At 74.7% G+C, this 19,341-nt stretch carries 23 protein-coding genes; 7 read left to right on the forward strand and 16 right to left on the reverse strand.

Translation table 11 applies throughout. The annotated features are described in order from the left end of the window. Positions 1-9 precede the first annotated feature (9 nt). From ACILQ5_RS17830 to ACILQ5_RS17850, 5 genes are read left to right on the forward strand one after another with little or no spacing between them, the layout of a single operon-like run. Entirely contained in the window at positions 10-633 is a 624-nt protein-coding gene (locus ACILQ5_RS17830; protein WP_395659375.1) for a M15 family metallopeptidase, read from the forward strand. Beyond that, the gene (gene alr, locus ACILQ5_RS17835; protein ID WP_395659376.1) at positions 630-1,781 is read left to right on the forward strand and encodes an alanine racemase; all 1,152 of its coding nucleotides are present in this window, start codon (positions 630-632) and stop codon (positions 1,779-1,781) included. Before ACILQ5_RS17830 ends, alr begins: the two co-directional genes overlap by 4 nt. After that, on the forward strand, positions 1,778-2,809 hold the full coding sequence (locus ACILQ5_RS17840; RefSeq protein ID WP_395659377.1) for a D-alanine--D-alanine ligase: 1,032 nt from the start codon (positions 1,778-1,780) through the stop codon (positions 2,807-2,809). The genes alr and ACILQ5_RS17840 overlap by 4 nt, the downstream gene beginning before the upstream one ends. A 25-nt stretch (positions 2,810-2,834) precedes the next feature. Continuing rightward, on the forward strand, positions 2,835-4,055 hold the full coding sequence (locus ACILQ5_RS17845) for a sensor histidine kinase (RefSeq protein WP_395659378.1): 1,221 nt from the start codon (positions 2,835-2,837) through the stop codon (positions 4,053-4,055). Next, the gene (locus ACILQ5_RS17850; RefSeq protein WP_395659379.1) at positions 4,052-4,714 is read left to right on the forward strand and encodes a response regulator; all 663 of its coding nucleotides are present in this window, start codon (positions 4,052-4,054) and stop codon (positions 4,712-4,714) included. Before ACILQ5_RS17845 ends, ACILQ5_RS17850 begins: the two co-directional genes overlap by 4 nt. A gap of 33 nt (positions 4,715-4,747) precedes the next feature. Here ACILQ5_RS17850 and ACILQ5_RS17855 read toward each other — a convergent pair whose 3' ends face one another. Both ACILQ5_RS17855 and ACILQ5_RS17860 read right to left on the reverse strand, forming a co-directional pair. Then, on the reverse strand, positions 4,748-5,128 hold the full coding sequence (locus tag ACILQ5_RS17855) for a DUF3037 domain-containing protein (protein ID WP_395659380.1): 381 nt from the start codon (positions 5,126-5,128) through the stop codon (positions 4,748-4,750). Further along, positions 5,125-5,931 carry a HipA family kinase gene (locus ACILQ5_RS17860; RefSeq protein ID WP_395659381.1) on the reverse strand — a complete coding sequence of 269 codons (807 nt, stop codon included), beginning with the start codon at positions 5,929-5,931 and terminating at the stop codon, positions 5,125-5,127. Before ACILQ5_RS17860 ends, ACILQ5_RS17855 begins: the two co-directional genes overlap by 4 nt. A 111-nt stretch (positions 5,932-6,042) precedes the next feature. Here ACILQ5_RS17860 and ACILQ5_RS17865 point away from each other — a divergent pair, with 111 nt between their 5' ends. Further along, entirely contained in the window at positions 6,043-6,726 is a 684-nt protein-coding gene (locus tag ACILQ5_RS17865) for a hypothetical protein (RefSeq protein ID WP_395659382.1), read from the forward strand. A gap of 34 nt (positions 6,727-6,760) precedes the next feature. Here ACILQ5_RS17865 and ACILQ5_RS17870 read toward each other — a convergent pair whose 3' ends face one another. The 12 genes from ACILQ5_RS17870 to ACILQ5_RS17925 form a co-directional block, all read right to left on the reverse strand. Next, positions 6,761-7,606, reverse strand: coding sequence for a PPK2 family polyphosphate kinase (locus tag ACILQ5_RS17870; protein WP_395659383.1), 846 nt, complete (start codon positions 7,604-7,606; stop codon positions 6,761-6,763). A 7-nt stretch (positions 7,607-7,613) separates the two neighbouring features. Beyond that, entirely contained in the window at positions 7,614-8,318 is a 705-nt protein-coding gene (locus ACILQ5_RS17875) for a GNAT family N-acetyltransferase (protein WP_395659384.1), read from the reverse strand. Then, a complete protein-coding gene (locus ACILQ5_RS17880) occupies positions 8,315-8,800 on the reverse strand; it encodes a phosphoribosyltransferase (protein WP_395659385.1) in 486 nt (161 codons plus the stop codon). Before ACILQ5_RS17880 ends, ACILQ5_RS17875 begins: the two co-directional genes overlap by 4 nt. Then, positions 8,790-9,428: a regulatory protein RecX gene (locus tag ACILQ5_RS17885; protein ID WP_395659386.1), complete on the reverse strand. Its 639-nt coding sequence runs from the start codon at positions 9,426-9,428 to the stop codon at positions 8,790-8,792. The genes ACILQ5_RS17880 and ACILQ5_RS17885 overlap by 11 nt, the downstream gene beginning before the upstream one ends. Positions 9,429-9,433: 5 nt before the next feature. Then, positions 9,434-10,486, reverse strand: a complete 1,053-nt coding sequence (gene recA, locus ACILQ5_RS17890) for a recombinase RecA (RefSeq protein ID WP_395659387.1) — start codon at positions 10,484-10,486, stop codon at positions 9,434-9,436. Positions 10,487-10,684: 198 nt separating this feature from the next. Further along, entirely contained in the window at positions 10,685-11,818 is a 1,134-nt protein-coding gene (locus ACILQ5_RS17895; RefSeq protein WP_395659388.1) for a sensor histidine kinase, read from the reverse strand. Continuing rightward, positions 11,808-12,491 (reverse strand): response regulator transcription factor, encoded by a 684-nt coding sequence (locus ACILQ5_RS17900; RefSeq protein WP_395659389.1) that lies wholly within the window; start codon positions 12,489-12,491, stop codon positions 11,808-11,810. The genes ACILQ5_RS17895 and ACILQ5_RS17900 overlap by 11 nt, the downstream gene beginning before the upstream one ends. A 1-nt stretch (position 12,492) precedes the next feature. Continuing rightward, complete coding sequence (locus tag ACILQ5_RS17905) at positions 12,493-12,894, reverse strand: hypothetical protein (RefSeq protein WP_395659390.1); 402 nt, start codon at positions 12,892-12,894, stop codon at positions 12,493-12,495. Continuing rightward, on the reverse strand, positions 12,891-14,042 hold the full coding sequence (locus ACILQ5_RS17910) for a molybdopterin-dependent oxidoreductase (RefSeq protein WP_395659391.1): 1,152 nt from the start codon (positions 14,040-14,042) through the stop codon (positions 12,891-12,893). The genes ACILQ5_RS17905 and ACILQ5_RS17910 overlap by 4 nt, the downstream gene beginning before the upstream one ends. Next, on the reverse strand, positions 14,039-14,596 hold the full coding sequence (locus ACILQ5_RS17915) for an SAM-dependent methyltransferase (protein WP_395659392.1): 558 nt from the start codon (positions 14,594-14,596) through the stop codon (positions 14,039-14,041). The genes ACILQ5_RS17910 and ACILQ5_RS17915 overlap by 4 nt, the downstream gene beginning before the upstream one ends. Beyond that, positions 14,593-15,258 (reverse strand): DUF2064 domain-containing protein, encoded by a 666-nt coding sequence (locus ACILQ5_RS17920; RefSeq protein ID WP_395659393.1) that lies wholly within the window; start codon positions 15,256-15,258, stop codon positions 14,593-14,595. The genes ACILQ5_RS17915 and ACILQ5_RS17920 overlap by 4 nt, the downstream gene beginning before the upstream one ends. Next, positions 15,255-15,914 carry a glycosyltransferase family 2 protein gene (locus ACILQ5_RS17925; RefSeq protein WP_395659394.1) on the reverse strand — a complete coding sequence of 220 codons (660 nt, stop codon included), beginning with the start codon at positions 15,912-15,914 and terminating at the stop codon, positions 15,255-15,257. Before ACILQ5_RS17925 ends, ACILQ5_RS17920 begins: the two co-directional genes overlap by 4 nt. Positions 15,915-16,038: 124 nt before the next feature. Between ACILQ5_RS17925 and ACILQ5_RS17930 the strand changes: the two genes are divergently transcribed. Beyond that, positions 16,039-17,364, forward strand: a complete 1,326-nt coding sequence (locus ACILQ5_RS17930) for a hypothetical protein (protein ID WP_395659395.1) — start codon at positions 16,039-16,041, stop codon at positions 17,362-17,364. A gap of 142 nt (positions 17,365-17,506) precedes the next feature. On the opposite strand, the gene ACILQ5_RS17935 is transcribed toward ACILQ5_RS17930, so the two are convergent. After that, entirely contained in the window at positions 17,507-18,550 is a 1,044-nt protein-coding gene (locus ACILQ5_RS17935) for an NAD-dependent epimerase/dehydratase family protein (protein ID WP_395659396.1), read from the reverse strand. Continuing rightward, on the reverse strand, positions 18,547-19,338 hold the full coding sequence (locus ACILQ5_RS17940) for an S-methyl-5'-thioadenosine phosphorylase (RefSeq protein WP_395659397.1): 792 nt from the start codon (positions 19,336-19,338) through the stop codon (positions 18,547-18,549). Before ACILQ5_RS17940 ends, ACILQ5_RS17935 begins: the two co-directional genes overlap by 4 nt. Positions 19,339-19,341 lie beyond the last annotated feature (3 nt).

Consider the following 19,341-nt stretch of genomic DNA (forward strand, 5'->3'; position numbering starts at 1 on the left):
GTTCCGGACATGACGATCCTGCTGTCCGACGAGCGCGTCCGGGCGCTGCCCGTGGTCGAGTGCGGCGAGCCGCTGGTGCGGCTGCCGGCCGACCTCTCCCCCGCCGGCGCCCTGGTGCGCGCCGGCCTGGCCGACCGCCTGGCGGCCGCCGACGCGTGCCTGCCGCCCGGCATCCGGCTGCGCGTGGTCGAGGGCCACCGGTCGGTCGAGCGGCAGCGGGCGATCATCGGGTCGTACGCCGCCGAGCTCCGTGCCCTGCACCCCGGCATCGGTCGCGGCGAGCTGGAGCGGCTGACCAGCCGGTTCGTCTCCCCCGTCGACGTCGCACCGCACGTGGCCGGCGCCGCGGTCGACCTCACCCTCGTCGACGCCTGCGACGACGAGCTCGACCTCGGGACCGCGATCGACGCCACTCCGGAGGAGAGCGACGGGCGGTGCTGGTTCGCCGCCGACGGCATCGGTGCCGACGCCCGCGCGCACCGGACCCTGCTCTCCCAGGTGCTGCACGGCGCGGGCCTGGTGAACTACCCGACCGAGTGGTGGCACTGGAGCCACGGTGACCGGTACTGGGCGCTCGTCTCGGGCGCCGACCACGCGGTGTACGGCCCCGTCGCCGCGGCGGTCGCGGCGTGAGCGCCGAGGCGCTCGTCACGGCTCGCGGGCGGACCGGCGGCGGACCCCGGCTCGCCGTCGACCTCGACGCGATCGCGCGCAACACCCGCCTCCTCGCGGCCCGCACCACCGGCGAGCTGATGGCGGTCGTCAAGGCCGACGGGTTCGGCCACGGCACCGTCGACGTGGCCCGCACCGCGCTCGCCCACGGCGCCACCCGGCTGGGCGTCACCTCGCTCGACGAGGCGTGGCCGCTGCGCGACGCCGGCCTCGGCGTACCGCTGCTGAGCTGGCTGAACCCGGTCGACGCCGACTTCGCGACCGCGGTCGCGCGCGACGTCGAGGTCGCGGTCCCGAGCCTCGACCACCTGGCGGCCGTCGCCGCCGCACCCGGCCGGGCCCGCGTGCACCTGCACGTCGACGCCGGCATGGCGCGCGACGGTGCCGACCCGGCGAGCTGGGCGCAGCTGTGCCGGACCGCCCGCCGCGCCGAGCTGCGCGGCGAGGTCGAGGTGGTCGGCGTCATGGGTCACCTCGGGTGCACCGCCGACCCGGCCGACGACTGCAACGCCCTCGGCCGCACCCGGTTCGCCTGGGCGCTCGAGACGGCCCGGTCCGTGGGGCTCCGGCCGCGGGACCGGCACCTCGCCGCGACCGCCGCGACGCTCACCGACCCGCGCAGCCACCACACGATGAGCCGGGTCGGGGCCGGGCTGGTCGGCATCGACCCCTCGCGCACGACCGCGCTGCGCCCGGCGCTCACGCTCACCGCGCCGGTGGTCTCGGTGCGCCGGGTGCGCGCCGGGACCCCGGTCGGCTACGGCCACGCCCACCGGACCAGCCGCCCGACCCACCTCGGCCTGGTCCCGCTGGGGTACGCCGACGGCCTGCCGCGCGCAGCCTCCGGACGTGCCGAGGTGCTGGTGCGCGGCGCGCGGCGCCCCGTGGTCGGGCTCCTGTCCATGGACCAGCTGGTCGTCGACCTCGGCGACCGCGGCGTCGACCCCGGCGAGACCGTCACGGTCTTCGGGCCCGGCGACGCCGGTGAGCCGAGCGTCGCCGAGTGGGCGGCCTGGGCCGGCACCATCGAGCACGAGGTCGTGACCGGCATCGGGACCCGGGTCCGGCGCTCGGTCCGGGCCGTGCCGCACCTGCGGAGCCTGTCGTGAGGACCCGGGTCGCCGTGATCGGTGGCGGGCAGAGCTGCGAGCACGACGTCTCCCTGGCGTCGGCCGCCGCGGTGGCCGCGGCGCTCGACCCGACGACCTACGAGGTCGTGCCCCTCACCATCGGCCGGGACGGCACCTGGCGGGACCGCTCGCTGCGGCCGATCGGGCTCGCCGGGGCCGCGCAGGTGCTCCGGTCCTGCGACGTCGTCTTCCCGGTCGTGCACGGACCACGCGGCGAGGACGGCGCGCTCGCTGCGCTCTGCGAGCTCGCGGGGCTGCCGTACGTCGGCTCCGGCATCGGCCCGGGCGCCCTCGCGATGGACAAGTGGGCGACCAAGCTCGTCGCCGGCGCGGTCGGCATCGCCACCGCGCCCGGTCACCTGGTCACCGCGGCCACCGCGGCCCGCGAGCGGTGGACCCACCCCGTGGTGGTCAAGCCGGTCGCCGCCGGGTCCAGCCACGGCGTCGCGCTGGTCACGGCCCCCGACGGGCTGCTCCCGGCGCTCGAGGTGGCACTCGCCCTCGACAGCCGGGCGCTGGTCGAGGACGTGGTCGCCGGCCGGGAGATCGACGTCGCGGTCCTCCGTCGCGCCGACGGGACCGTCGTGGCGTCGCCGGCGCTCGAGATCGTCGTCGACGGGCTCTTCGACTTCGACGCGAAGTACGGCGGGCACGCCGACCTCCGGGTCCCCGCCCGGCTCGACGAGGCCGATGCCCGGGCGCTCGAGCAGGCCGCGCTGACGGCGTACGACGCCCTCGGCTGCGCGGGCGTCGCGCGGATCGACTTCTTCCTGACCGACGCGGGCCCGGTGCTGAACGAGGTCAACACGATCCCGGGGATGACCGAGCACTCCCAGGTGCCGCGGATGTTCACCGCCGCCGGGCTCTCCTACCCGGACCTGCTCGACGAGCTGGTCCGCGGTGCCCGGCACCGCGCCCCGGCGACCCCGGTGTGGTTCCCTAGCCTCGACACGCCCGCACCGACCTGGCAGGAGGACCGGCCATCGCCGCTCTCACCGGTGTGTTGACCCGCCGACGGGTGGGGGTCGCGGCATGACCGACTGGCGACCGTGGGTCCCGGACGCCGCCGTCGGGCTCGGGGTCCTCCTGGTCGGCCTGGTCGAGCTGGACCGGGGCGTCTACTCGGTCAACCCGTGGGGCCCGCTGGCGATCGTCGTGGGGGTCGCGGGGGCGGTCGGGCTCTCCCGGGCGGCCCCCGGTGCCGCGCTCGCCCTGGCCTGGCTGGTCGGGGCCGTCCAGGTGCTGACCGGGACGAACGCGATGGTGGTCGAGCTGCTGCTGGCCGTCGTCGCCTTCGGCTGCGCCCGCTGGGGCAGCACCGTCGTCGTCTGGATCAGCGGGCTGTCGATCCCGCTCGGGGCGGCGATCGCCGTGCTCTGGCTGGACGCCAGCGTCTTCTACGAGGCGCTCCACGTCGCCGGGGTGATGGAGCTGGCGCAGCAGCGGTACCAGGCCGGCGACGACTGGCGGATCCCGGCCGCGCTGATGGCAGCGACGATCCTCGCCGCGCCGTGGCTGCTCGGCCTGGCGCTCCGGTTCTCGGCGCGGTCCCGCAGCTCGCGCCGGTCCCAGGTCGCGGCGGAGGCGGAGCGCGACCAGGCCGAGGAGATCGCCCGCCTGCGCGACGAGCAGACCCAGCTGGCCCGCGACGTGCACGACGTCGTCGGCCACTCCCTGGCGGTGATCCTGGCCCAGGCCGAGTCGGCCCAGTACCTCGACGACGTCGACACCCAGGGACTCAAGCGCACCATGACGAACATCGCGACGACGGCCAGGACGTCGCTGGACGACGTCCGCCACGTCCTGGCCTCCACGTCCGGGTCCGCCCCGGCACGGGCGCGCCAGGTCGACCTGGACAGCCTGGTCGAGGGGGTCCGCGCCAGCGGTCACGAGGTGGTGTCGACCGAGGTCGGCGCGCCGCAGCCGATGCCGCCGGAGCTCGAGGTCGTCGCCTTCCGGGTGCTCCAGGAGATGCTGACGAACGCGATCAAGCACGGCCCGCGTGACCAGCCGGTGCGCGTCGAGCGGCACTGGCAGGGCGACCTCCGCATCGAGGTGCAGAACGCGATCGACACCACTCCCGACGAGACCCAGCCGCTGTCCCTCCCCGCCGAGCCGCCGGGCCCCGCGGGCCAGGGCCTGGACGGCATGCGCCGCCGGCTCGAGTCGGTCGGCGGGCGGCTCGACGTGCGCCGCCGCCTCGACCCGCCGACGTTCACCGCGACGGCCTGGGTGCCGGTGCGGGCCCGATGACGATCTCGGTGCTCCTGGTCGACGACCAGGAGCTGTTCCGCGAGGGGGTCCGGGTCATCGTGGACGCCCAGGAGGGCATGGAGGTCGTCGGCGCGGCCGCCGACGGAGCCGAGGCGGTCCGGCTCGTCGACGAGCTCGCCCCCGACGTGGTGCTGATGGACGTCCGGATGCCCGAGATGGACGGCGTCGAGGCGACCCGCCAGATCTTCCTCCCCGACCGGGCCGCCCGGCGCGGGAAGCCGGTCCGGGTGGTGGTGCTGACCACGTTCAACCTCGACGACCGGGCCGCCACCGCGATCCGGTACGGCGCCAGCGGGTTCCTCCTCAAGGGCACCACCCCCGCGATGCTGCGCGACGCGATCCGCACCGTCCACGCCGGCAACGCGGTGCTCGCGCCCGCCGACCTGTCGGCACTGCTCGAGGGGCAGTTCCGGGCCGCGGCACCGACCCCGACGGCGTACCTCGGGCTCACCGACAAGGAGCGCGAGGTGTTCGCCGCGGTCGCCCGCGGCCTGTCGAACACCGAGATCGCCGGCCTGGTCTTCGCCAGCGAGTCGACGGTGAAGACCCACGTCGGCGCGATCCTGCGCAAGCTCGGCCTGCGCGACCGGGTGCAGATCGTCGTGTTCGCCCACGAGCACGGGCTGGTCCCGTCCTGATCGCCGAGTCGCGCATCTCGGCCGCCGCGGGCCTCAGCCGACCAGGGTCTGCACCAGGTGGTCGAGCTGGCGGGCCGGGTCGAGGGTCACTCCCCCGTGGACCGGGCCGGGCTGGATGACCGTGCTGCGCGGGGCGCGGAGGAAGCCGAAGCGCAGCCCGAGCGCCTCGCCGGCCACCGCACCCGCCCGCTCGTCGCCGGCGCAGACGCCCTCGACGAACGACAGCGCCTCGCAGACCTGGTCCAGGTCGAGCATCGGGTCGAGGGCCCGGAGCCGGTCGCGGTCCACCCGCCACGCGACCTCGAGGAAGTCGGTGGCCTGGCAGTAGACGATGACGCCGACGTTGAGGAACTCCTCGCGGTCCACGCGGGGCACGCAACGGAGCACGACGTACTGGTAGGACAGGCGGCTCACCGGACGGCCACCTCCGGCAGCCAGTGCCGCGTCGCCAGGCGCGCGGTCAGGAACCGCACGTAGGCGGCGCGCAGGTCGTCGGGGGTCTCGGCCCCCGGGACGGCCTCGAGCCAGGCGTCCGGGACCTCGGCGAGGACCTCGGCCAGCGCCCGTTCGTCGAGCAGCGCGGTCACCTCGGCGTCCACGGCCGGGAGGCCGGCGACGTGGTCGCGCAGCACGTGGTCGTCCAAGCTCCACGGCTGGGCGGCGAACCGCTCGGCACCACCGTCCGTGAGCAGCGAACCGCCCGGCCAGGCGTGGTGGAAGTACAGCGCGGCGCCGTGGTCGATCACCCAGAGGTCGCCGTGCCACAGCAGCAGGTTGGGGTTGCGCCACGAGCGGTCGACGTTGGCGGTGAAGGCGTCCAGCCACAGGATCCGGGCGGCGACGCCCCCGCCCGTCGGGGCGCTCCCGGACGCCGCGTCGGCCGGCACCGTGCCGTCGAACCCGAAGGCGCCGGGCAGGAAGTCGACGCCGAGGTTGAGGCCGGTGCTGGCGTTGAGCAGGTCCTGGACCTCCTCGTCGGCCTCGTAGCGGGCGATCTCCGGGTCCAGGTCGAGCGCGACCAGCTGGGGGGTGCGCAGCCCGATCCGGCGGGCGATCTCCCCGACCACCACCTCCGCGACCAGGACCCGGACGCCCTGGCCCGCGCCGCGGAACTTGCAGACGTAGGTGCCCAGGTCGTCGGCCTCGACGATGCCCGGCAGGCTGCCGCCCTCGCGCAGCGGGGTGACGTAGCGCGTCACGGCCACCGTCGGGATCACCGGCACACCCTAGCGGCCGGCCGAGGTCCGTTTACCGGCCGCCGCCGTCGGGTAGTCCGGGCTCGGGACCTCGGGGACCCACCTCACTCGGACACCAACGACAGGACCACGATGCGCCTTCGTCACTTCGTCGCCGCCGCCCTCACCACCGTGCTGGTTGCGCCGACCGCCCTCCTGACCACCACCGCGCCCGCGCACGCCGCGACCGCGACCCAGATCGTCGGTGGAACCGACGGGAAGCCCTGGATCTACCGCAGCAGCACCACGGCCAGCCAGCCCGGCGCCATCGTGTACGGCGAGACGCTGAGCCTCTCGATCGAGGTCTCCGCCGGCGGCAGCCAGGTGTACGACGGGACCCTCACCGTGCAGCGCCGGCTGCCGGGGAGGCACTGGAAGACGGTGAAGACCTCGTCGTCGGCGTACCTCTACGACTCGGTCAGGGCCGTCGGCAACGCCACGTACCGGGTCCTCTACAGCGGCACCAGCGAGTACGAGCCGTCCTCGGCCGGCGCGATCTCCCACGTCCAGCGCAAGCTCGCGATCAAGAACGTCGGCACCCGCCGGGTCGTGCTGAGCGGCACGGTGAGCCCGAAGTACCACGGCAAGGTCACGATCTTCCGCAAGCACGGCAAGAAGTGGTCGAGGTACAAGACGCTGCGGACCAACGCCCAGAGCCACTTCTCGACCCCGCTGCCCGCGCCGCGCCGGGGCCGGTACTACTGGAAGATCGAGCTCCCCGGCACGAAGTCGTTCGCCACGACGCAGAGCGGCACGTTCTACACCTACTCGGCGTGAGCTGAGCCCTCGCTGAGCCCACCCCACGGGCGGGTCAGGCGCTCGCGTCCTCCGCGAGCAGCCTGGCCCGCTCGGCCTCGACGTCGAAGTCGGCCGGGGGCCACTGCAGGTCCATCCCCCGCAGCGCGGCGAGCAGCAGCTCACCGACCGCGAGGTTGCGGAACCACTTGTGGTCGCTCGGGACGACGAACCACGGGGCGTGGTCGGTGTGGGTGCGTTCGAGCGCGACGTTGTACGCCTCGCGGTAGGCGTCCCACTTCGAGCGGGCGTTCAGGTCGCCGGGGTTGTACTTCCAGTGCTTGTCCGGCCGGTCGAGCCGGCGGATCAGGCGCTCCTTCTGGGTGTCCTTGGAGATGTGCAGCATGCACTTGAGCACGACGGTGCCGTCCTCGACGAGCTCGCGCTCGAAGTCGTTGATCGCGTCGTAGCGCCGCTCGATCTCCTCGGGCTCGGCGAGGTGGTCGACCCGGCCGATGAGCACGTCCTCGTAGTGCGAGCGGTCGAACACGCCGATGTAGCCCGGCTGCGGCGCGGCGCGGCGCACCCGCCACAGGAAGTCGTGCTTCTTCTCCTCGTCGGTCGGCGCCTTGAACGAGGTGATCCGCACGCCCTGCGGGTCGACGAGACCCACCGTGTGCTTGAGCACGCCGCCCTTGCCGGAGGTGTCCATGCCCTGCAGGACCAGGAGCACCCGGCGGTGCGACCCGGTCGTGCGCCCCTCGGCGAAGAGCCGCTCCTGGCGGTCGGCGATCTCGTCGCCCATCGCGAACAGGGCCGCCTTGGCCTTCTTCTTGTTCCCCTTGAAGCCGGGGGTGGCGTCGCTGGGGATGTCGTCGAGGTCGACGGGGCCGGCCGGGAGCCGCAAGGGGTGGGCTGTCATCGCGCCATCATCCCAGCACCCGCGCGACGTCGAGCGAGCAGCCGACCACCGTGTCGACCGATCCGTCCTCCTGCGGCTCGTCGAACCACAGGCCCTCGGTGAACCCGGCCTTGGCGAGCATCCGCAGCGAGGCGGCGTTGCGGTGGTCGGGTGCCGCGAAGAACGTCGCCGCCGCCGGGAAGCGGCGCCGGGCGCGCAGCATCCACTCCCACAGCACCCGGGCGCCGAAGCCGCGTCCGCTCCACTCCTCGCACAGGGCGTAGTCCACCCCGATCGCGTCGGGGTCCGGGCCGAGGACGGCGTACTCGGGGTAGTCGCCGATCCGGTAGTCCTGGAGGAAGCCGACCGAGCGGCCGTTCACCTCGGCGACCCACATCCGGGTGGGCGTGGTGCCGTCGATGCTCGGGCCGTACTGGGCCGCGACCCGCTCGGCGGTCGGCTCGCCGTCGGAGGCCCACCACCGGTGCAGGTGCTCGCTCTGCCGCCAGCGGGTGACGTCGGGGAGGTCGCCACGACCCATCGCCCGGACCGTCACCCGGTTGTCGTGGTCGACGACGAACTGCTTCACCGCGCCGGACAGGTCCACAGGCGCCGGCTCGGCGTGCAGGCTCGCGACCGTGCGCCGCGCGGCCGCCGCCCAGGACTCGTCCTCGTGCACCACACCGGCCAGGTCGCGTCCGCGGTCGTGGACGACGACGTGGACCTGGGTCACCTGCGGCCCCGCTCGACCAGCGGTGGCTCGGTCGACCACGGGAAGTCGATCCAGCGGCTGGTACGGCGCCAGGTGTAGTCGGGCACCACGGTGCTGTGCGGCTTCTGGTAGATCACGGCGGTCCGCGCCTCGGCCACGTGGCCGGCGCAGAACTCGCGGACGATCTCCAGCGTCTTCCCGGTGTCGGCGACGTCGTCGGCGATCAGCACCCGCAGGCCGGCCAGGTCGACCGCGGCAGGCGTCGGTGGCAGCATGATCGGGACCTCGAGCCGCTCGTCGATGCCGGTGTAGAACTCGACGTTGACCGCGGAGAGGTTCTTGACGTCCAGCGCGTAGCCCAGCGCCATCCCGAGGCCGAGCCCACCGCGGGCGATCGAGAGCACCAGGTCGGGCTGGTACCCGCTGTCGACCACCTGCTGGGCGAGCTCGTGCGCCGCCGTGCCGAACATCTCCCAGGTCAGGACCTCGTGCTCAGTCGTCACCCGGGCATTCTCGTCCACTGCGGGCCAGCTCGTCTCGCACTACGGCGAACGCCATCGCGGAGCCGTAGCCCTTGCGGGCCAGCATGCCGACCAGGCGCCGGGTGGCCGTGGTGTCGTCGACCCGGGTCAGGGTGCGCAGCTTCTTGCGGACCAGGGTGCGGGCAGCGGCCTCCTCGTCCCCGGGGTCGATGTCGTCGAGGGCCTCGCGGGCGACCTCGTCGTCGACACCCTTGCGGCGCAGCTCCTGGGCGAGCGCCCGCTTCGCCAGGCCCTTGCCACCGCCGGAGCCGTCGGACCCGCGAGCCGCGATCCAGGACCGGGCGAACGCGTCGTCGTCGACCAGCCCGAGCTCCTCGAACCGGTCGAGGAGCCGGGTGGCCACCTCCGCGGGCACGTTCTTGGCCGCCAGCTTGTCGCTGAGCTCCCGGCGGCTGCGCGCCCGACCTGTCAGCTGGTCGAGCAGGATCGTGCGCGCCACCGACTCGGGGTCGGCATCGGGTCCCTGCGCGACCGGGTCGTCGGGCGGGGCCGGCCGGTCGGCCGGGGCGGCGCGTCGGGTCCACGCGTCCACCCCGGCCGAGACGTCGCCGATCCAGTCGGGTGCCGGCCGGTCCTCGTCGAGGGTCATCGGGCCTAGAAGTCGTCGACGCCGATCGGGTCGGTCGGCAGGTCGACCTCGTGGTCGACGGTCGGACCGACGCCGAGCTTCTCGAGGATCTTCTTCTCCAGCTCGTTGGCCAGGTCGGGGTTGTCGCGCAGGAAGGTCCGCGCGTTCTCCTTGCCCTGGCCGAGCTGGTCGCCCTCGTAGGTGTACCAGGCGCCGGCCTTGCGGACGAGGCCCGCCTCGACCCCCACGTCGATCAGGCCACCCTCGCGGCTGATGCCCTTGCCGTACATGATGTCGAACTCGGCCTGCTTGAACGGCGGCGCGACCTTGTTCTTCACGACCTTGACCCGGGTCCGGTTGCCGACCATGTCCTGGCCGTCCTTGAGGGTCTCGATGCGGCGCACGTCGAGACGCACCGAGGAGTAGAACTTCAGCGCCCGGCCACCGGTGGTGGTCTCGGGCGAGCCGAACATGACGCCGATCTTCTCGCGCAGCTGGTTGATGAAGATCGCGGTCGTGCCGGAGTTGTTGAGGGCACCGGTCATCTTCCGCAGCGCCTGGCTCATCAGGCGGGCCTGGAGGCCGACGTGGCTGTCGCCCATCTCGCCCTCGATCTCGGCCCGCGGCACGAGCGCGGCCACCGAGTCGATGACGACCAGGGCGAGCGCACCGGAGCGCACCAGCATGTCCGCGATCTCGAGCGCCTGCTCACCGGAGTCGGGCTGGGAGACCAGGAGCGCGTCGGTGTCGACGCCGAGCGCCTTGGCGTAGTCCGGGTCGAGCGCGTGCTCGGCGTCGATGAAGGCGACGATGCCGCCGGCGCGCTGGGCGCTGGCCACCGCGTGCAGCGCCACCGTGGTCTTGCCGGAGGACTCCGGCCCGTAGATCTCCACGACGCGACCGCGCGGCAGGCCACCGAGGCCGAGCGCGACGTCGAGGGCGATCGATCCCGTCGGGATCACCTCGAGCGGGGCCCGGGTCTCGTCGCCGAGGCGCATCACGGAGCCCTTGCCGAACTGCCGCTCGATGTTCGCGAGCGCGGCGTCGAGCGCCTTCTCGCGGTCTCCTCCACCAGCCATGGTGTGCTTCCTTGTCTCTCGTCGTGGTCCAGGCACGTCTGCGACGCTAGAGCGAGCCACCGACAGCGCCTGATCAGCGCCGTCGACTGCTGTGGAGAACCTCGTCCCACGTCATGCCTGTGGACAGAAACTAGCCCACGATCGAACAGATGTTCGGGAGGAGGACCGGGCGTGTCGGCCCGGCGCGCGGCCCGGCGGTCAGGCCGGGAGGAGCACGCGGAACCGGCAGCCGGCGGGCGGGTCGCCCTCGACGTTCTCCACCTCGACCACGCCGCGGTGCGCCTCGACGATGCCCTTGACGATCGCCAGGCCCAGCCCGGCGCCCTGCCCCTCGGCGCCCTCGGGCACCGGCGTGCGGGCCGCTCCCCCGCGCCAGGCGAGGTCGAAGACCCGCCCCATGTCCTCGGTCGACAGGCCCCCGCACTGGTCGAGCACGCTGAGCTCCACGCCCTCCGGGACGGCCCGCCCGCGGATCTCGACGGTGCCGTCCGCCGGGGTGTGCCGGATCGCGTTCATGATCAGGTTCGTCATCACCCGCGACAGCCCGGCGGCGTCGGCGGTGACCTCCACCCCGGGCTCCACGCTGCCCCCGAGCCGCACGCTGCGCGCCCGGGCGACCGGGTCGGCGCCGGCGATCGCCTCGCTCACCAGGTCGCCGAGCGCGACCGGCTGCGGGCTGAGCCGCAGCACGCCCGCATGGATGCGGGAGAGCTCGAAGAGGTCGTCGACCATCCGCACCATCCGGTCCACCTCGGCACGGATCTGCCGGTGGTAGCGCTCGGGGTCGGGGGCCATCCCGTCCTCGAGGGCCTCGGTCATCGCCCGCAGCCCGGCCAGCGGCGTGCGCAGGTCGTGGGACACCCACGAGACCAGCTCGCGCCGTGACTCCTCGAGGCGCACCTCGCGCTCCCGCGACTCCTCGAGCCGCTCGCTGGTCCGCGCCAGCTCGGCCGAGAGCGCCTGGAGCTCGCTGGGGCCACGTGGGTCGGCGACGTAGGTGCCGTGGGTGTCGAGCTGACGGGCGCCGACGCGCAGCGCCTCGGACCAGTGCGAGATCGCCGCACCGAGGGCCAGCGCGACCAGCAGCGCCACCAGGCCGGCCACCCCGGCCACCAGGCTGACGACCTCCCAGTCGTGGTGCGACAGGAACATCATCCGGGACACGGCCACCACGCCGGCGAGCACCGAGCCGATCGACACCACGACGATCAGGCCGAGCTGCCACCGGATCGACCGGTGCCGCACCAGCCAGGCGACCACCAGCCCGACGGCGCCGACGGCGACGGCGCAGGCCGCCGCCACCATCACGATCTGCACCTGGTCACCCGACATGCGTCGCCTCCCAGCGGTAGCCCACGCCCCACACCGTCACCAGCCGGGCCGGCTGCCGCGGGTCGGGCTCCACCTTCTCGCGGAGCCGGCGCACGTGCACGGTCACCGTCGACTGGTCGCCGATCGACCAGCCCCAGACCTGGCGCAGCAGCTCGTCGCGGGAGTACGCCTTCCCCGGGTGCGCGAGCAGGAACCGCAGCAGGTCGAACTCGCGGCCAGTGAGGGCCAGCGGCGCGCCGCCGCGGTACGCCGTGTGGGCGCTCTCGTCGACGACGAGGTCGCCGTCGACCAGGCGTCGCGGTGCGACGGCGACGTGCGTGCGGCGCAGGACGGAGTCGACCCGCAGCGCCAGCTCGCGCGGGCTGAACGGCTTGGTGACGTAGTCGTCGGCGCCGACCTCGAGCCCCACCACGCGGTCGGTCTCCTCACCGAGCGCGGTGAGCATGACGACCGGGACGTCGCCGGCCTCGCGCAGCCGCCGGCAGACCTCGATGCCGTCGATGCCGGGGAGCATCAGGTCCAGCACGACGAGGTCGACGGGCCGGTCGCGCACCAGGCGGAGCGCGGTCTCGCCGTCGGCCGCCTCGGTCACCTCGTGCTCGTGGGCGCGCAGGTACGAGACGACCACCTCGCGGACGGTGTGGTCGTCGTCCACCACCAGGACCCGGGCCACGTCACCTCCTGCTCACGCGTCGACGTGAGCGTACGAGTGCCACGGTGACGACGGCCACCACCGTGATGCCGGCGAGCACCAACCAGCCGGCCGTGTAGTCGCGGTCGAGCAGGGTCGGGTTGTCGGCGCGGGCACCGAACCGCCCCAGGACGGGCACGGCGAGCAGCGTGACCGAGCCGAGCACGACGAAGCCCACCACGACCGGCGCCCGGGCCGGGGCCGGCACCAGCCGGACGGTCAGCGCGCCGAGGGCGACCACGACCAGCGCGAGGACCGCGTCGTGCAGGACGACGCCGGCGGCCAGCCAGACCGCCACCCCGACGAGGTCGCTCTCGCGGGTGAACAGCAACCAGCCGCCGTACCCGGCGACGAGCACGCCGAGGGCGCCGAGCGCGGCCCTCATGCCGGCACCTCGATCCGCGCGACCCACTTCGTCTGGAGCACCCCGGGCCGGTCCGGGGCGATCACCCGGGCCGGGTAGCCGTGGTCGATCGAGAGCGGCTCTCCGCCGAGCGCGAGGGCGAGGAGGGTGCGGTCGTCGTCGGCGAAGCTCGCGTGCAGGACCGTGGTCGTGAAGGGACCGGACTCCTGGAGGGAGGTGACGTGGACGTCGGTGCCGCGGGGCACGCCCACCAGGTCCAGCAGGTCCCGGACCCGCACGCCCGTCCAGGTGCCGCTCGCGCTCCACCCCTCGACACAGGCGATCGGGAGGTCGTGGGTCGACTGCGGCATCGCCAGCAGGTCGGCGCGGCTGAGGGACACCTGACGGTCACCGTTGGCGACCACCAGGCGGTAGTCGGAGCGGGTCGCGCTGGCGGTCACCTTCGCCGCGGCCGCGGACTTGTTGACGGGCACCCCCTCCGGGCCGTCGCCGGAGCGGACCCCGAGCACGGAGACCCGGCGCAGGAACGGGACCGTGCTCCCCGCGGTCGCCAGCACCGCGACCCCGGCCGCCAGCCAGGTCGTGCGCAGCAGGCCGCGACGGCTGAGCACACCGGGCGTCGTGGCGGTCGGCCGGTCGTGCGCGGTGTCCTCGACGTCGGCGCCCAGCGCGTCGCGGATGACCGGCAGCTTGACCGCGACGTGCAGCAGGACCGAGCCGATCGCGATCCACGCGACCGCGTAGTGGGTGGTGCGGAAGGAGAACGACCACGGGTACCACTGCGCGGAGTTCGCGAGCCCGGAGGCCAGCTGGAAGACGGCCGACGCGACCAGGACCAGCACAGTGCCGCGCTCGGTGGCGTCGAGGAGCAGCTGGCGCCAGCCACGCTCGGGCCGCCGGAACAGCCGCGGGTAGACCGTCCAGAGCTTGACCAGCAGCAGCGGTACGGCGGCGGTGCCCGTGATGACGTGCAGGCCCTGGGTGACGCGGTAGCCCCACACGGGGCTGGCGGGGAACGGCACCGGGTGCGCCGGGTCTTGGGCGTAGTGGCTGACCAGCCCGGTGACGAAGCAGATCCCGAAGCAGATGCCCAGCCAGAGCCCGACCCGTGCGGTGACGGCCGGGCTGCGCAGCCGCGACGTGAAGTCGCTGTCGGTGGGGATCCTCATGCGGCCTCCATCACTGCGCACCAGCGCTCACCGAGCCGGACCACGTCCCCCACGAGGAGGTCGGCCTGCCTCGCGACCTGGTCGACGTCGTCGACCCCGAGGACCGCCCAGCGCACCGGGTCCCCCGTCTCGGACCCCACCCGCACGGCGGCCCACCCGGTCGTGAGCGCCGTGCCGGGTGCCGCGAGCTCGGCGACCACCCGTCCGTCGTGCGCCAGCAGCTCGCGCAGCCGGCGCAGGAGCGCCACCGGGTCACCGCCGATGCCGACGTTCCCGTCGGCGAGCAGGGCGGTGCCCCACCGCCCTTCGCCCGGCAGCGCCTCGAAGACGTCGCGACGCAGCGCGGTCACCCCCCGACGTACGGCGGCGCCGACCGCGTGGCCGAGGACGTCGATGCCGAGCACCACGTGGCCGCGGGCGGCCAGGTCCGCGGCGAGCCGGCCCGGCCCGCAGCCCACGTCGATCGTCGGGCCCACGCAGAGGTCGAGGAGCGCCCGGTCGTCGCTGTCGGCGGGCCGGTCCCAGCGGGCGAGGTCGAGCACGGTGACGGTCACCGACGCACCTCCCGCCAGACCCGGGCGAACTCGCCGTCCGGCACGGCGGCGGCGACCGCCTCCGCGTCCGCGACCGTGTCGACGTCGCGCAGCACGGCGGTCGCGCCGACCTCGAGCCCGGCGGCCGCGAGCGCCCGGCGGGTGTCGCGGTAGGTGTCCGGCGTCGACATCGGCACGTCGTGCAGGGCGGCGGCACCGCGGGGCTCGTGGAGCCCGAGCACCCACCAGCCGCCGTCCTCGGCCGGACCCAGGACCGCGTCGTGGTCGTCGAGGTCCTCGGCGGCGGCCCGCAGCAGGTCCGCGGTCAGGTGCGGCGTGTCCATGCCGACCTGGAGCACCGGTCCGCCCGGGGGCACGTCGACGTGCGCGTTGACGAGCCGCTCGGCGAAGGTGGCGCCGCGCTGCCGGGCGACGCCCCACCCGGTGACGGCGTCGGCGATCTCGTCACCGCGCACGGCGTCGGCCAGGTCGCCGGCGAGCGCGAGCAGGCAGCGGTCCGCGCCGACCGCCCCCTGGCAGGCCACGACCGTGTCGAGGAGCGCGGCCGCGGCCAGCTGCGCGGCGGCGTCGTGGCCGACCTCGGCCCCGAGCCGGGTCTTCACCCGGCCCGCGACCGGCGCCTTGGCGACCACCAGCACCCGGGTGCCCGTCGCGGTGCTCATGCCAGCACCCGCCAGAAGTCGCGTGCGGCACGGGCGGTGCCGCGGACCGACCCGGACACCTTCGAGCGGGTGCCGATCGCGCGCGGGTGGTAGGAGACGTCCCGCTCGGAGACCCGCCAGCCGGCGTCGGTCGCCCGCTGGAGCAGCTCGACCGGGTAGCCGAACCGCCGGTCCCGGACGTCGAGCGCGAGCAGGGCCTCCCGCCGGCACACGCGCACCGGCGCGATGTCGTGGGCGGCCATCCCGATCCGCCGCCGCAGCCACCAGACCACGAGCCCGTTGCCGGCGCGGGCGTGCCACGGCCAGACCCCCCGCCGGACCGGACGCCGGCGGCCGACCGCGAGGTCGGCCCGTCCGGACCGGACGTCCTCGACCAGCGGCAGCAGCTCGTCGGGGTCGAAGGAGCCGTCGCCGTCCATGAACGCCACGAGCTCGTGGGTCGCCGCGAGCAGCCCGGCGTGCACCGCGGCGCCGTACCCCGGCTGTGGCTCGGTGACGACCGTCGCGCCGAGCCGGCGCGCGACCTCCGCGGTGCCGTCCCGGGAGCCGTTGTCGGAGACCACCACCGCGAAGGAGCACGGGACCCGGGGCAGCAGCGCCTCGAGCGCCGCGGCCTCGTCCCGACAGGGCAGCACCAGGTCGCAGTCGGGATCCATGTCCTGACGGTAGGCAGCGGCGGCCCCCCGCATGCGTGCCGAAGGCTTACGGCCTGGTGACGGATCGGCGGGACCCGCGCTCGGCGGTCCCCGCCGCCCGGGTCGGGCACCTAGGGTCGGAGGCATGGCGACGACGCGGGCACGGGCGCCATGGGTCGGCCTCGGGGTCGCGCTGGTGCTGGTGGCGGTCGCGTTCGCGGTGCCGCCGCTGACGGGCTGGGAGGTGTGGTCCCGCGCGCCGCGCAGCGTGGTCCCGCACGAGGTGCCCCCGCTGCACGGCTGGTGGGAGCCGAAGCTGCTCGGCCCCGGCACGGTGCCCGCGATCGTGATCGGGCTGCTGGGCTGGTGGTACGGCCCGCGCCTGGCCGAGCGGCTGTCGTGGGGACGACTCCTGCTGACGTCGTACGTCGGCAGCCTGGCGTGGCTGCTCGCGCTGGCGCTCGTCGACGGGACCGACGGCATCTCCCGGACCCTCGGCAGCCGCTACGAGTACCTCCCGAGCGCCCGGGCCGTGACCGACGTGCACGCCCTGCTCCAGGGCTACGTCGACCGGATCCCGCTGGACGCGACGGACGCCTGGCCGACCCACCCGGCCGGGCACCCGCCCGGGGCGCTGCTGTTCTTCGTGGCGCTGGTCCGCGCCCACCTCGGCGGCGACCTCGCCGCCGGGCTGGTCGTGACCGTGCTGGCGGCGACCACGGCGGTCGCGGTGCTCGTCACCGTCCGCGCCCTCGGCGCCGAGCCGGCGGCCCGGCGCGCCGCACCGTTCCTCGTCCTCACGCCCGCGGCGGTGTTCATGGCCGTGTCGGCCGACGCGCTCTTCGGCGCCCTCGCCGCCTGGGGTCTCGCCTGCCTGGCGCTCGGCGCCCGGTCGTCGGGACGGCGGCTGGTGGCGTGGTCGGTGCTCGCCGGGCTGCTGCTCGGCTGGTGCGTGATGTCGTCCTACGGACTGCCGCTGCTCGGGCTGATCGCGGTCGCCGTGCTGCTGCTAGCCCGCTCGTGGTGGCCGCTGCCGGTCGCCGCGGCCTCGGCGCTGGCGGTGGTGCTGGGGTTCGCGGCCGCCGGGTTCGCGTGGTGGGAGGCGTTCCCCGTCCTCCGGGAGCGCTACTGGGACGGCATCGCGGCCGACCGGCCGGCGTCGTACTGGGTCTGGGGCGACCTCGCCGCGCTCGTCGTCTGCGCCGGCCCGCTCGTGGGCTCCGGCCTCGCGGTGCTGCGCCGCGGCTCCGACCGGGTGGTGACCCTGCTCGCGGCGGCCGCGGCCGCCTGCGTGCTGGTCGCGGACCTGTCGGGGATGAGCAAGGCCGAGGTGGAGCGGATCTGGCTGCCCTTCGTCCCTTGGCTCCTGCTGGCCACGGCGCTGCTGCCCGAGCGCTGGCGCCGCTGGGGCCTGCTGCTCCAGGTGGTCTGGGCGCTGGCCGTCCAGCAGCTGCTCTACACGACCTGGTGATCCGCGACTCCCCCGCGGACGTCATCCGAGGTGGTCGTCGGGGCAACCAGGTCGGATGACGTACCGGCGACTCCCCCGCGGACGTCATCCGAGGTGGTCGTCGGAGCAGCCGGCTCGTATGACGCACCGGCGGCGGCCGGGATCAGGCCCGCAGCGGGGCGGTGGCGAACGCCGGCAGACCCACGCCGGGCGGGACGGCGGCGGCGAACCCGAGGACCTCCCGGGCGCGGGCCGGCGAGGCGACCACGTGCCGGACGTCGCCGAGGCGGTAGCGCCCGGTGACCTCGGGCTCGATGCCGGTGTCGGTGCCGGTGCCGACCAGCCGCGCGACGTCGAGGATCGAGACCGGCTCACCGGAGCAGACGTTGAAGGCGTCGTAGCGACCGCGGTCGGCGGCGACGACCGACTCCAGCGCGAGCAGGTTCGCGCGGGCCACGTCGGACACGTGCACGAAGTCGCGCACCTGGCCGCCGTCCTCGTAGACCTGCGGCCGCTCGCCGCGCTCCAGCGAGGAGCGGAACATCGCCGCGACCCCGGAGTACGGCGTGTCCCGCGGCATCCCCGGCCCGTAGACGTTGTGGTAGCGCAGCGCCACCGCCGCGGCGTCGGCCTGGCGGACCCACGCGGCCGTGTAGTGCTCCTGGGCGACCTTGCTGGCGGCGTACGACGACCGCGGGTCGAGCCGCGCGTCCTCGTCGACGAGCGCCCAGCCGAGCGTGGCCCCGCAGTCCGGGCAGTGGTTCTCCACGTCGCCGGACTCCAGCGCGGCGCGACTGCGCGGCCGTGGCACCCGGTCGCCGTGCGTCGGGCAGGTGTAGCGGCCCTCGCCGTAGACGACCATCGAGGAGGCGAGCACGAGGCGGTCGACCCCGGCCTCGTGCATGGCGGCGAGCAGCACCGCGGTGCCGAGGTCGTTGACGCCGGCGTAGTCGGGGAGGTCGCCGACGCGGACCCCCGCACCGACGACGGCCGCCTGGTGGCAGACGGCGTCGACACCGTCGAGCAGCGCCGGCCACGCCTCCGCGTCCCGGACGTCGACCTGGTGCGTGCCCGGTGGCGCCGCGGTCGCGCCATGGGCCTGCGGCCACATCACGTCGACCCGGACCACCTCGTGGCCCACGCCCTCGAGCGCCGACCCGACGGCCGTCCCGATGAAGCCGGCGGAGCCGGTCAGCAGCACCCTCATCCGGGCACCTCGTAGGTCAGCTCGATGCCGTCGGCCCACGTCGAGCAGGTACACCCGTCGGGGTCCGGCAGCCCGGCGATCGCGGCGGCGAGCAGCCCGGACAGCCGCGCGAGGTTCGCCTTGAACAGCGCGAAGATCTCCTCCTGGCCGACCCCGGAGCCCTCCTCGGCGCCGGCGTCCATGTCGGTGACCAGCGCGATCGAGGCGTAGCACATCTGCAGCTCGCGGGCGAGCGCCGCCTCCGGGGCGGCGGTCATGTTGATCAGGGTCGCCCCGCCCGCGGCGTGCAGCCGGGACTCCGCCCGGGTCGAGAACCGTGGACCCTCGATCACCACCATCGCTCCCCCGGCGCGGACGTCCGGAGCCGCGCCGACCAGCGCCTGCGAGACCCGCGGGCAGTAGGGGTCCGCGAACGGCAGGTGCGCCGCGCCGCGCTCGACGTACGACGGCACCCGGCGCCAGGTCCGGTCGACCAGCTGGTCGGGCACCACCAGGTCGCCGGGCGCGACCGCGTCGCTCAGCCCGCCCACGGCGCACGGGGCGATGACCTGGCGCACCCCGAGGCTGCGCAGGGCCCAGAGGTTCGCGCGGTACGGGATGCCGTGCGGTGGGTGCTCGTGCGCCCGGCCGTGGCGCGGGAGGAAGGCCACCCGCCGCCCGGCCACGGTGCCCACGGCGACCGGCGCCGAGGGCGCGCCGTACGGGGTGTCGACGGCGACCTCCTCCGCGTCGTCGAGGAAGGAGTAGAAGCCGGTGCCGCCGATGACGGCGACGTCCGCAGAGACCATGGC

The organism is Nocardioides sp., from assembly GCF_044226305.1.
Taxonomy (GTDB): Bacteria; Actinomycetota; Actinomycetes; order Propionibacteriales; family Nocardioidaceae; genus Nocardioides.